13 protein-coding genes are annotated in these 12,724 nt (G+C 42.4%); 5 read left to right on the top strand and 8 right to left on the bottom strand.

Annotated elements, in window-relative coordinates; genetic code table 11:
* Positions 1 to 186 precede the first annotated feature (186 nt).
* Positions 187 to 537, bottom strand: coding sequence for a hydrolase (locus E2626_RS15895; RefSeq protein ID WP_134382953.1), 351 nt, complete (start codon positions 535 to 537; stop codon positions 187 to 189).
* 132 nt (positions 538 to 669) lie between these two features.
* Here E2626_RS15895 and E2626_RS15890 point away from each other — a divergent pair, with 132 nt between their 5' ends.
* Positions 670 to 903 carry a DUF6154 family protein gene (locus E2626_RS15890; protein ID WP_134382951.1) on the top strand — a complete coding sequence of 78 codons (234 nt, stop codon included), beginning with the start codon at positions 670 to 672 and terminating at the stop codon, positions 901 to 903.
* A 112-nt stretch (positions 904 to 1,015) separates the two neighbouring features.
* Here E2626_RS15890 and E2626_RS15885 read toward each other — a convergent pair whose 3' ends face one another.
* Positions 1,016 to 1,462 carry a Dps family protein gene (locus E2626_RS15885; protein WP_134382949.1) on the bottom strand — a complete coding sequence of 149 codons (447 nt, stop codon included), beginning with the start codon at positions 1,460 to 1,462 and terminating at the stop codon, positions 1,016 to 1,018.
* 140 nt (positions 1,463 to 1,602) lie between these two features.
* Here E2626_RS15885 and yidD point away from each other — a divergent pair, with 140 nt between their 5' ends.
* Together yidD and E2626_RS15875 are read left to right on the top strand one after the other, a co-directional pair.
* A complete protein-coding gene (gene yidD, locus E2626_RS15880; protein ID WP_134382947.1) occupies positions 1,603 to 1,842 on the top strand; it encodes a membrane protein insertion efficiency factor YidD in 240 nt (79 codons plus the stop codon).
* A gap of 91 nt (positions 1,843 to 1,933) precedes the next feature.
* On the top strand, positions 1,934 to 3,088 hold the full coding sequence (locus tag E2626_RS15875) for a metal ABC transporter solute-binding protein, Zn/Mn family (RefSeq protein WP_134382945.1): 1,155 nt from the start codon (positions 1,934 to 1,936) through the stop codon (positions 3,086 to 3,088).
* Between the two features lie 41 nt (positions 3,089 to 3,129).
* On the opposite strand, the gene menC is transcribed toward E2626_RS15875, so the two are convergent.
* The 6 genes from menC to E2626_RS15845 all read right to left on the bottom strand — a co-directional run bounded on the left by menC (position 3,130) and on the right by E2626_RS15845 (position 10,474).
* On the bottom strand, positions 3,130 to 4,233 hold the full coding sequence (gene menC / locus E2626_RS15870; RefSeq protein ID WP_134382943.1) for an o-succinylbenzoate synthase: 1,104 nt from the start codon (positions 4,231 to 4,233) through the stop codon (positions 3,130 to 3,132).
* Entirely contained in the window at positions 4,220 to 5,650 is a 1,431-nt protein-coding gene (locus E2626_RS15865; protein WP_341785748.1) for an o-succinylbenzoate--CoA ligase, read from the bottom strand. Before E2626_RS15865 ends, menC begins: the two co-directional genes overlap by 14 nt.
* Before the next feature lie 69 nt (positions 5,651 to 5,719).
* Positions 5,720 to 6,538: a 1,4-dihydroxy-2-naphthoyl-CoA synthase gene (gene menB / locus E2626_RS15860; protein ID WP_134382939.1), complete on the bottom strand. Its 819-nt coding sequence runs from the start codon at positions 6,536 to 6,538 to the stop codon at positions 5,720 to 5,722.
* A 16-nt stretch (positions 6,539 to 6,554) separates the two neighbouring features.
* Complete coding sequence (gene menH, locus E2626_RS15855) at positions 6,555 to 7,373, bottom strand: 2-succinyl-6-hydroxy-2,4-cyclohexadiene-1-carboxylate synthase (protein ID WP_134382937.1); 819 nt, start codon at positions 7,371 to 7,373, stop codon at positions 6,555 to 6,557.
* A complete protein-coding gene (gene menD / locus E2626_RS15850) occupies positions 7,374 to 9,083 on the bottom strand; it encodes a 2-succinyl-5-enolpyruvyl-6-hydroxy-3-cyclohexene-1-carboxylic-acid synthase (protein WP_134382935.1) in 1,710 nt (569 codons plus the stop codon).
* The gene (locus tag E2626_RS15845; protein WP_134382933.1) at positions 9,080 to 10,474 is read right to left on the bottom strand and encodes an isochorismate synthase; all 1,395 of its coding nucleotides are present in this window, start codon (positions 10,472 to 10,474) and stop codon (positions 9,080 to 9,082) included. The genes menD and E2626_RS15845 overlap by 4 nt, the downstream gene beginning before the upstream one ends.
* Positions 10,475 to 10,708: 234 nt before the next feature.
* Between E2626_RS15845 and E2626_RS15840 the strand changes: the two genes are divergently transcribed.
* Positions 10,709 to 11,638: a 1,4-dihydroxy-2-naphthoate polyprenyltransferase gene (locus E2626_RS15840; protein WP_134382931.1), complete on the top strand. Its 930-nt coding sequence runs from the start codon at positions 10,709 to 10,711 to the stop codon at positions 11,636 to 11,638.
* A 147-nt stretch (positions 11,639 to 11,785) separates the two neighbouring features.
* Complete coding sequence (locus E2626_RS15835) at positions 11,786 to 12,388, top strand: TraR/DksA C4-type zinc finger protein (protein WP_134383021.1); 603 nt, start codon at positions 11,786 to 11,788, stop codon at positions 12,386 to 12,388.
* Positions 12,389 to 12,724 lie beyond the last annotated feature (336 nt).

The following is a 12,724-nucleotide window of genomic DNA, read 5'->3' as shown; positions in this document are numbered from 1 at the left end:
CAACTTCTGTATAAGAATTTAGTGTAGCGGAGCGTAAGGCGGCGACTCCAGCAGGAGAAGCCGGACAGCTGAGACCCCGCAGGGCAAAGCCCGAGGAGGCTCAGCGCCGGCCCTGCGGAAAGCGTCCGTCTGAAGCGCAGCGAAACGATTTATAAGGCTGAGACATTTTGTCCCAACCTTATAAACCTATTCATGCTCCCTGTCAATAAATGGATTATCTTCAGTGGGAGGCTTAATCCCCATCGTAACGATATGATTACGTGCCTCGTCGTCTCCAATTTCACCGATTAATTTGTAAATTTTAATCAGTAAATTATCTGATTCCTGGTTAGGTCCATCTACATGATAAGGAACTGATGGCATTTGTCCGATCAAGAACCCTTCCATTTCACTTTCTTCATTCCTGTCAAATAAGATCCTCAATTTTGTAATTTCATCATCCGTGGCATTTACGACAAATTCGTAAGGCGAATCTGTACCACTTCTAAGTATCTCGCGTCGCGCAACAGAAACATAATACGTATTTTTTTGATCCATTTCACCACTCCTCTGTTAAGAGTATGTCCATCAACCAGAATATTCATGATTAAAAACGAACTCTCTGGGTATAGTGGTAATGAGACCTGAGAACTACGGACATCCTGCACATTTTGAAAGGAGGACGGCAAAATGAAGCTGGTAGACGAAATTTTTGAAATGTATAAAGGTAAAATCCGGGGCAGTCAGGAAGATCTCGACATGATTGCATTTACAATTCTAGAGCAATTAGATCAATCAGAACTGTTTGATATGGTAAAAGAGCTATCAGAAGAAGAGCTCGCTTATTTTATACGCCTGTACATAGTTGAATCACTCAAGGGACGACTCGAACAAATGGAAGATACGAGACCTTTTTATCATTAGCAGCTCTTGTCAGTCATTACATATCTAAAAAAACGCACTGTCCAAATTGGAGAGTGCGTTTTTTATCATTCAGATCCATCGTTGATGAACAATGAAATTGATTGCTTATACGTTATTGACCAAGAAATGAACGCAGCATCCAGGCGTGTTTTTCAAGGCTTTGATGAATAGACAGCAGCATGTCACTCGTCATTTCATCATCATCTTTCTGAGCAAGACTCATGCCTGATCTGAGGTCATTCATTAAGATTTCGAAGTCTCCATTAAGCGTTTCCACCATCTGGTCAGCAGTCTCACCGCCTCTTGCTTCTTCCACTAGAGAAAGTTCCAGAGATTCTTTCAGCGTTGCAACAGGCTCACCTTTTAACGCTAACAGTCTTTCAGCCAGCTCATCAATGTTGACCCCTGCTTCATTGTAAAGCTCTTCAAATTTCTCATGAAGCGTAAAGAACTGATGTCCTTTAACATACCAATGGTAGTTATGTAGCTTCGTGTATAACACCGTCCAGCTCGCAATTTGTTTGTTCACGTTTTGAACTAATTCTGGATTTGCACTCATCTTACATTCATCCTTTCAATTCGTTTTTCTTCTCTCTTATTTTTTACCACTACCTAATAAATCTAAACGTGTGAGCATTATTAAGTATGTGTGAACAAACTCATGCTAAACTGAAATGAATAACTCAGAGGTGACACAACATGAAAAAAATAATGCTTGCAATGATACGATTTTACCAAAAAGGAATCTCTCCATTAACACCCCCAAGCTGCCGATTTTATCCTACCTGTTCGCAATATGGATTAGAGGCCATACAGAAACATGGCGCTCTTAAAGGTGGTCTTATGACACTGATAAGAATTTTAAAATGCCAGCCCCTTCACCCGGGTGGAGTAGATCACGTACCGGATCAATGGCCGTCAGGAAGAAAAAATTCCTGACGGTTTCCTCTTGCATTCTTTTTAATTTCATAGTAAAGTAACGATTGTTGAGTCACAAATCGTAATTATTACTATTTACAAGAGGTGCACCATGAAGAAAAAATCACTTTTAATGTTAGCTGCTGTAGCCCCATGGATACTTGCAGGCTGTAATACAGGATCAAATGAATCCAGCAATGAAGATGCACTTGAAGTATATACGACTGTATATCCACTTCAATATTTTGCAGAAGAAATTGGCGGAGAGTTTGTATCTGTTGAGACAATCTACCCGCCCGGCTCTGATGAACATACATTTGAACCGTCACAAAGAGATATGATCGATCTTGCTGAAGGTGACGTCTTCTTTTACATTGGTCTTGGACTTGAAGGCTTTGTTGAAAATGCAAAAGATGTTCTGCAAAGTGAAGATCTGAATATGGTTGCTGCAGCTGATGCAATTTCAGATGAAGAACTTGAGGCTGGAGGGCATGAAGAACATGCTCACGAGGAAGATGAGCACGCCCACGAAGATGAAGAAGAACATGCTCACGAGGAAGACGAGAATGCTCATGAAGATGAAGAAGAACACGCTCACGAGGAAGATGAGCACGCTCATGAAGATGAAGAAGAACATGCTCACGAGGAAGATGAGCACGCTCATGAAGATGAAGAAGAACATGCTCACGAAGAAGACGAGCACGCAACCGAAGAAGGGCATGAAGGGCATGATCACGGTGATACAGATCCGCATGTATGGCTGGATCCAGTGCTCTCCCAGTCACTTGCTGAGACTGTGAAAGATACATTGATTGAAGAAATGCCCGATCAGGAAGCATATTTCACAGAGAATTATGAAAGTCTGATTGAACAGCTGGATGAATTGGATCATCAGTTTGAAGAACTCGCACATGATGCTGAAATTAATCAATTTTTCGTTTCCCACGCAGCTTTTAGTTATTGGGAAAGCCGATATGGCATTGAGCAACAGGCCATTGCCGGCATGTCAACGACTGACGAACCATCTCAACGTGAGTTAACGGAACTGATTGAATCTGCAGCTGCGCAAAATGTTGAGTATCTGCTGGTTGAGCAGAACGTTTCATCTAAGCTGACTGATGTCATTCAGAGTGAGATTGGTGCAGAAACACTTCCGCTCCACAATTTGTCCGTTCTAACTGATGAAGATCTTCAAAATGAAGAAACTTATTTCTCACTAATGGAAAAGAATATTGAATCATTAAGAACTGCTATGAGAGCCGAGTAGTGCTTACTTCTTAAAAATAGACATTGTCTTCGCGACAATGTCTATTTTTTATATTCAAACCGCTCAAGTGTAACCTCGTTCAGTCTTTTTCTATTAATTTCCACACCTATTCCGCTTCCCTGGAATGGTTTCACAAGACCATCAGTCACTTTCAGTTCAGGTAGTGTAATATCCTCCGTCCAGTACCTGTCCGACGAAGATAAGTCTCCAGGAATCGTAAAACCGGGTAGCAGTGAAAGTGATACATTATGTGCCCTCGAAACACCAAACTCAAGCATGCCGCCGCACCAGACCTGTATATCATTCGCTATACACAAGTCATGAATCTTCTTCGCTGCAGTCAGCCCGCCAACACGTCCAATTTTAATATTAATTGCCTTGCAACTGTTAAAAGTGATCGCGTTAACTGCCGTCTCATATGACGTAATACTCTCATCAAGACAAATCGCTGTATTCATCACACGCTGAACTCCTGCATGCAGCGCAAGATCCTGCGGTGAAAATGGCTGCTCAATCATTTGAAGACCGAGTTGATCCAACGCTAAAAGATCATCTGTAAAACCACTGTAAGCTGAGTTTGCATCGGCCAGAATCTCCAGGTCAGGAAAGTGTTCCTTTAAGGCTCGAAGTGGCTCGTAATCATAACCTGGATGTATTTTCACCTTGACCCGTTTATAACCCTGCTTAACGGCTGATGCCGCCTTAGCTAAGAGGTCATCCAAATCTTTAGATCCGATCGCTACACCTGCTAGTGCGTGCGTTCTCGAACCACCAATCAGCTCGAACAAAGGTTTCTTCTGCTGTTTTGCGAACAAATCCCATACAGCCATGTCCAGTGCAGCTTTGGACATTGGATTTCCTCTGACAGATGTAAATCTTGTCTCGAGATCTTCAGGGTGTGAAATTACCTCTTCAAATAATAATGGCAAAAGATGCTGTTGAATGATTGAAAAACTAGAATCTACTGTTTCCTCTGTGTACCAGGGTGAAGAAAAAGCGACTCCTTCTCCAAGACCGTAAAGACCCTCATTGTCATAAAGCTCAATAATAAGTCCCTCACGTTCAGATACCGTGCCGAGACTCGTGTGAAAAGGCGTTTTTAACGTCATGCTGATTTTACTGATGACCGCGTTAGAAAGATTCATGATCTATCTCCTTTTTAAGCTTTCTTCTAACAAGTTTACCTGCAGCATTTCTCGGCAGTTCTTCAACAAACATGAACAATTTCGGTATTTTATAACCCGCAAGACGCTCTCTCAAAAACTGTTCCAAAGACTCGCTTTTCACCTGATCTGCCATAACAAGGAAAGCAACCGGGACTTCTCCCCATTTTTCATCCTTTTTCCCGACTACACCAGCTTCTCTCACAGCAGGATGACTCGCTAATACAGATTCAACTTCAGCAGGATAAATATTTTCGCCGCCTGATATAATGAGATCTGATCGTCTGTCTGCAACATAAAGGAATCCTTCATGATCGAGATAACCGACATCACCTGTTTTAAGCCATCCATCTGTCAGAGCCTCATTGGTCGCTGATTCGTTATTCAGATAACCTCTCGTAACAGAAGGACCTTTCACAAGAATTTCACCAATTTCATTTACAGCGCACTTTCCACCATCTTGATCAGCAATCTTCATTTCACCTGGAAATAAGGGCTTCCCGGATGAGCCGATCTTCCGGGAAGCATCCGCCGGGGAAAGTGTAGTGAACTGTGATGATGTTTCCGTCATACCGTAAGATTGATAAACCGGAATTTTTTCACTGTGACAGCGTTCAACCATATGTAATGGCGCAGGTCCCCCACCCAGAATCATACATCTGAAAAATGAATGATAACGATCACTTTTTACATCCAGCAGTCTTTGGAGCATCGTTGTGACGACTGAGACAATCGATCCTTTTCCATTTACAAGATCATTATTCATTTCATGTTCATCAAACTTCTCATACAGCCGCACAGCGATCCCATAGACAACGCTTCTCATTAGAATTGAGTATCCGCTTATATGAAAAAGCGGGACTGCACACAACCAGATATCTTCAGGATCAAGCCCAATATTAAATGCAGACCCGGAAGCACTTGCAAAGTGATTCTCGTAAGTTTGTATTACGCCTTTAGGATTCCCGGTCGTTCCGGATGTGTACATAATGGAACACACATCCTGAGAGTCAAATGCAGTTAATTTTTTACGCTCACTTTGCTTCAACTCATCGATCGAAACAGCTGAATCTGCCTCAATCCCGAACCGGTCCTCATAAATCACCAGCTGCGCCTGACTGTCTTTCAGCTGGTACTGCCATTCTTCATATGTAAGACGGTTATTAAGCATCAGGACAGGTACACGAATTTTTTGTAGTGCGTGTATAAGAAAAACAGATTGTGGCTGATTCGTAATCAACAGCGCAACAGGCATTTGATTTTTTAAATATGGCCAAATTTTTTCTGCCAGCACGGTTGCTTCCTCTTCCATCTCTCTGAAAGTCCAGACGTTTTTATTACAATAAAGTCCAACTTTATCCGGTGACAAATCCGCTCTCTTCTCAAGCCAGCTCTTCATCATTCTTCCTCCTTTCTTTAAATTGAAAACTGCCCTGCAGCACGGAGCTCACAGGGCAGACAATTCGATTTACGGGAAACGCGGGAACTGACCAAAGTCAGGTTTACGCTTCTCTTTAAAGGCATCGCGGCCTTCTTTTGCTTCATCAGTTGTATAGTATAGAAGTGTTGCATCTCCAGCGAACTGCTGAAGACCTGCAAGACCATCAGTATCTGCGTTCATAGCAGCTTTAATAAAGCGCAGTGCTGTTGGGCTCTTCTCAAGCATTTCTTCACACCACTTAACCGTTTCATCTTCAAGCTCATCTAAAGGCACAACTGTATTGACTAAGCCCATATCAAGTGCTTCTTTCGCGTCGTATTGACGGCAAAGGAACCAGATTTCACGCGCTTTCTTATGACCGATAATACGCGCCAGGTAACCTGAACCATAACCAGCGTCAAATGAGCCTACATTTGGACCCGTTTGACCAAAGATTGCATTATCAGCAGCAATTGTCAGGTCACAGACAACGTGCAATACGTGTCCGCCACCAATCGCATAACCTGATACCATCGCTACAACCGGCTTAGGAATCACGCGGATTAATCGCTGAAGGTCAAGTACATTCAGACGGGGAATTTCGTCTTCTCCAACATAACCTCCGTGTCCGCGGACGCTTTGGTCACCGCCTGAACAGAATGCTTTTTCACCCACACCTGCAAGTACGATCACACCGATTTTAGAATCGTCACGCGCATATGCAAATGCATTGATCAATTCCATTACTGTTTTCGGACGGAATGCATTGCGCACTTCCGGACGGTTGATAGAGATTTTCGCAATCCCATTATACGTTTCATATAAAATATCTTCATAGTTTCGTTCCTGTACCCATTCACGAGTCATGAAAGAAACCTCCTTATTATGTAGTCGAGTTTTTCACTAAAAACTCCCTTACCATTGTATCAAATTTTTCTGGCTGTTCCACCTGTATTGCATGCCCTGCCTGTAAAATAATTTGATGTTCAGCATTTTTGAACAATTTTTTCATTTTTTTCGCAATATCAATAAACTTCCGATCCCATTCACCGGTGATTAAAAGAACAGGAATTCCAATCACGTCCAGCATACTCCAGTAGGAGGGCTGGCTGCCGGTTCCCATGTAGCGCAAACTGGCTGAAAGGCCTTCTGTCGTATTGCGAAGACGCTCAGAACGAATCTCCATACGTTGTTCAGGACTCAATTTTTTTTGAGACTCGAAAAGCGGAATTTCTTCCCATTTATCTGTGAAACGCTCTAACCCTTCATTTTCAATAAACGTCGCAAGCTTTTCATCACGTGTCTTTCGATCAACACGTTCAGCTGTCGTCTTTAGTCCAGGCGAAGCACTCTCGAGTATCAGACTGTTGACATATTCAGGGTACAAAACTGAAAAAGCCAATGCAGTTCTGCCTCCCATTGAATAACCAAGAAATGCCGCCTGATCAATATTCAGCTGGTCTAAAATGTCTTGTATTGCTTCACAAACATTCTCCATCAAAAAATAGTGCTCATTCAGTGGTGCGGATGTGAGACCATGTCCGGGTAAATCAATCGCAATCAGTTGATGATCGTTTTTGAAGCAGTCTGCGAACCTCTTCCATGTTGCTGTGCTTCCGGTAAAGCCGTGAAGCAGAACAAGTGGAGAACCTTTGCCCGTAATCTGCACATTGTAATGAGCTTCTTTCACCTGAATATCCATTTACTCACCCCGTAATGCTGTGGCTATGCGTTCCCACAATATACGGTGGGCCGCTGTATTTTCCTCACGATCAGTGATGACTTCAATCATGTTTACTTGATCATGATGGTGTGTCATTGCTTGCTGCAGCTCTTCCTTTGATTCGCATCGAATATAATCCAGGCTGTATAATTTTGCAGCATGTTTAAAATCGAGTGAAGGTGGTGTGCCAAACAGCGTTTCAAAGTGTTCAGGCTCAGATGCCTGTGGAAGAAAAGAGAAAATACCGCCGCCATTATTATTCATAATGATAATCTGCAATTGATTTGAGTACTGTTTGGTCACAAGCAGTCCATTTAAATCATGGAACATTGAGAGATCTCCTATTAATAAGTAAACAGGTTCTGCTTTCACCGAGGCAATGCCCAAAGCTGTGGAAACCACTCCATCGATTCCATTCGCCCCACGATTGGCCCACACATGAATTTTTTTCATTCCCCGAATCCAAAACGTGTCCACATCCCGGATGGGCATACTGTTACCAGCCACTAAATGGGCACCTTCCGGCAGAGACTGTAGAAGCGTTCCGACTGCCGCTCCCTCATCTTTTTCCTGATCGATGTATTGTCGGATTTCACCTGTTGCTTTCTGGTTATAGCTGATCCATTTATCCAGCCACTCCTGATCAGCACGCACGGTAACTGCTGAAGCCAATTGCTCTGCAAACAGACGATCATTCGCTTCAATATATGACGTCGCCGAAGAAGTCGGATCCCGCCAGTCAGCACCTTCATCAATCAACCACTGCCCGGATGAATTTCCTTTTAAATACTGTGAAAGAGCTTTCGACACAGGCATACCACCGAAGCGGATCACAATGTCAGCTGATAATTGTTTCTTTAATTCATCTTCCCGTAAAAATGCATCATAGCATTCAATTACGTGTTTATGATTCTCCATATTCGTTCTCAGCCCGCTTAAAGGATCCGCTAGCACCGGATAACCTGTGACTTCTGCTAAATACAGGATCGCTTCAACTGCGCTATCATCTTCAGAAGGTCCGGCAATGATTAACCCTTTAGAAGCGTTATTCACCTGGTCAGTCAGCTGTGAAACATGATGACTGCTCAACTGTTTTTCTGCCCCGAAAACTGAGGTATAAGATTTCATTTCACGGTACTTTGACAGATCAGGAGACAGAGGCTCTCTGAAAGGAAAATTCAGATGGACCGGTCCTTTTGGTGAAGTAATTGATTTTGCAGCTGCTTTTGCTGCTATACGGCCTGTGTACTGCAGAATATTTGTGTCTGATTCAGGAAGCGGCATATCGTAAAACCATTTAGCATGCTTTCCGAACAGGTTGATTTGATCGATTGCCTGCGGTGCCCCGTTATCACGCAGTTCATGAGGACGATCTGCGGTTAATACGACCAGTGGCACCCTGGCATAACGCGCTTCAACAACAGCAGGAAAATAATTCGCAGCTGCAGTACCAGAAGTGCAGACAATCGCAACTGGCTCCTGTGAAGCTTTTGCCATGCCAAGCGCATAAAAAGCGGCTGAACGCTCATCAACATTTACAAAGGTTTGAATGTGCGGATGAGCCTCCAACAAATAAGCAAGCGGCGTAGAGCGTGATCCTGGACTGATCACTGCTCTTTTGACGCCGCTTTGATAAAGCTGTTCTATAAATGATGACGTATAAATCGTCAAACTTTCTTTGTGATTCATGAAATTGTTCCTCCCACTGCTCTTACCATTGGACGCAGCTTAATTAACGTTTCCTGATACTCGCTTTCAGCATCAGAATCTTTCACCACACCACATCCTGCATATAGATAAGCGTGTTTACCCGACAACAGTCCTGACCGGATTGCTACTGCAAACTCTCCATCACCTTCAGCATTCAGCCAGCCGACAGGTGCTGCATAAAATCCGCGGTCCATCTCTTCTTCCTCACGAATAATCTCCATCGCTTTATGCGTTGGTGTACCGCCTAATGCTGGTGTAGGATGCAGCTTTTTCACGAACTCAAGGATTGAATCGCGTTCAGTTATTCCTTCAACCGGTGTATACAAATGCTGAATATCTCTCATTTTCATCAATACAGGCTGATCTGGTACGGATAAATGACTGCACAAGTCTTCCAGGCTTTGTGAAATCATACGCACGACGATTTCATGCTCTCCCAGATTTTTTTCATCACTCAGCAATTCTTTCCCGAACTCCTGATCTTCATTCATTGTCTTACCCCGTGCAATGGAACCGGCAAGACAAGTGGACAGCACTTTATTTTTGTATTTTTTAATCAATCGCTCCGGTGTCGCTCCTATAAAGCAGCTCTCACCAGCTTCAAATGAAAATATAAAGCTTTCACTCTGATCATCTCGCAGCTTTTCAAGTATAGAATCAGAACGTTTCCTGTCATCAAATTCAACTTTCACTTTTCTCGCGAGCACCACTTTTTCAAGCTCATCCCGGTTGATTCGCTCAACAACTGCAGTAAGAGATGATTTCCATTCCAGCGGCTGACATTCTTTTATTGATAAAACATTTACATCCTTCAAACTGTTTACAGTTTTGTTTAATAGTGCAGCTTTTTGCTTTTGCATCTGATTCCATACTGTGACAGCATGCTCACCCTTGTTGCACACAACATTAACAGTCAAAAATGATTTCCCATACTGATCAACAGTCAGCATAAATGCAGGAAGCTGGAAATGACCCTGGTTAAATGAACCCCATTCAGCACCCTTATTTTTTTCAGGGTCAAATGAAAATCCACCCAAAATAACTGGACCCGTCCATACTGCACCTTTTTCAATCACTGCATCTTTTAAAAACCTTTTCCACTGTTCACTTAGCGCATTAAAACGATCTGTTTCTTTAATATGAAAAGTTTTAGCTGAACCTGCACCTGCATAAGTACACTCAGATTTAGGATCCTGCCAATAAGAACGCTCTCCATTAAAGATAGAATAACCCGCTTCATAAAACTGAAGAGGGTCAATCGCTTCGATTTCCATTGTTTTACTATATAAGACAGGCTGATTCGACTTTTCAGCAATTTCAAAAGCCTGTTCAAAAGTTGTAAATCCTTGAGATTGATGTAGGATTCTCACTGTGCTTCCCTCCAAAAAATACGCACATTTGTCCACAATTTGCTCTCTTAAAGATACACTTCTTTTGACAGCACTGTCAACGAATCGTCATTTTTGAATGCTTTTTTTGAAACTGTTTTCATCCTTGTATTTCACACGCTTTTCAAAACAATCTGTTTCTTTTTATAAACACTTAAAAACGATATAATAGATGTAGATATTTTGTCACTATTCGCATTAGCGAACTTTAATAGAATGTTAGGAGAGAATAATATGAGCGAAAGACCTGAACGCGACAAGGGTTGGCGAATCTGGTGGCAGCTAACACGCCCCCATACGCTGACTGCCGCCTTTGTACCAGTCCTGCTGGGTACAGTACTCGCATTAAATTATGCTGAAATGGACTGGTTATTGTTCCTGGCAATGTTAACTGCCAGCATACTGATCCAGGCAGCCGCAAATATGATTAATGAATACTTTGATTATGTGCGCGGACTCGATAATGAAAACTCTGTCGGAATTGGTGGAGCAATTGTACGGAATGGTGTGAAGCCTAAAACAGTGATCAATCTAGCCTACGCTTTATTCGGAATTGCTCTTTTGCTGGGAATTTATATTTGTATAAACAGCTCCTGGTGGATCGCCGTGATCGGTTTAATCTGTATGGCAGCAGCTTACTTTTATACAGGAGGCCCCGTGCCAATTGCCTATACTCCATTTGGAGAGCTGGCAGCAGGATTTTTCATGGGATTTGTCATCATTCTGATTTCGTTTTATATTCAGACCGGAATGATTAATGCCGTTGCAATGTTTGTTTCAATACCCGTCTCAATTTTAGTCGGTGCGATTTTGCTTGCTAATAATATCCGTGACCTGGATGGCGATAAAGAGAATGGCAGAAAAACGATTGCGATACTTTTAGGCAGAAAATACGCAATTTATTTCCTTGCTTCAATGTTTATCACTGCTTACAGCTTTGTCGTGATCTTAGTGCTTACGGGCACAGTAACGCCATGGATGCTCATCAGTTTCCTGAGCATACCTAAAGCAGTAAAAGCGACCAAAGGCTTCATAGGTAAAACAAAACCCATGCAGATGATGCCGGCTATGAAAGCGACAGCTCAGACAAACACCATATTTGGCTTTTTGTTATCAATTGGCTTTTTAATCGGATATTTTTCATAACAATACCCCCGCTACTTGCAGCGGGGGTATTCATTTTCAGATTTATACTCTATTTGTACAGACATTCCGAAAAGTTCGAAAGGTTTTAAATTCTGTCAGAAGGATAAACTGTAATATGCCATTAGATATGAAGGAAGGATGACAACCATGATTACGAATGAACAGCAAAACCTGTTAAAAGAGGAATTATATACACGTAAGAAACAAATTATAGAGCAACATGAAAATTCAGAGCCGTATGAAACTACTGAGCTATCAAATTATGATAATCACCCTGCAGATAATGCTACTGACCTTTTTGAACGCGAAAAGGATCTGGCACTTGAAGAACATACACAAAAAGAGCTTGATGATATCAATGCAGCGTTAAATGCAATGAAAGAAGGCACATATGGTATATGTACAGTTAGTGGAGAAGAGATACCTTTTGAGCGCCTAGAAGCGATACCGACAGCTTTAACGTGTGTGGAGCATGCTGAAGATTACAACAACCAGAATCAGCGTCCAAGTGAAGAAGCTGTGATCAGCCCTTCTGCAGACCACCCTTATCGTGGTGAAGATGAGGAAGTAAGGGATTATGAAAACAGTTTTGATGAGGCAGCACGTTATGGTACTTCAGAAACGCCTTCTGATATGCCAAACGGCGGAAAAAGTTATGATGACCTTTATGAAGATGACTCTGAAGATGAAGACGTTGCAAACGAAATTGACGGTACGCACAGAAAAATTATGCCTGATGATGATAAATAAGGTTAACGCCCCCTTCTCTTTTGCTGAAGGGGGTTTTTTATATTGAAATCTTAGTTATCGTTTTCAACAACTTTAATTATATATAGCGCCAGACGGCGAATAGCTACGCATGAGAAGTCGATTAGGTGATGAAATGAAACCCTTGTATAGCTTTAAAGCTATACAAGGCTCACCGCCCGGCCGTGAGCGTCGGCCCGAAGCAGAAATCAACATCCTGCTTTCATATAACCAAAAGAAAAAAGCAGTTTCCAAATCAAATTGATCTGGAAACTGCTTTTATTTATGACCCGTACGGGATTCGAACCCGTGTTACCGCCGTGAAAGGGCGGTGTCTTA

The organism is Jeotgalibacillus salarius (assembly GCF_004405125.1).
GTDB lineage: Bacteria > Bacillota > Bacilli > Bacillales > Jeotgalibacillaceae > Jeotgalibacillus > Jeotgalibacillus salarius.
The sequence above is the reverse complement of the archived record's forward strand: the minus strand, read 5'-3'. Positions and strand labels throughout refer to the sequence as shown.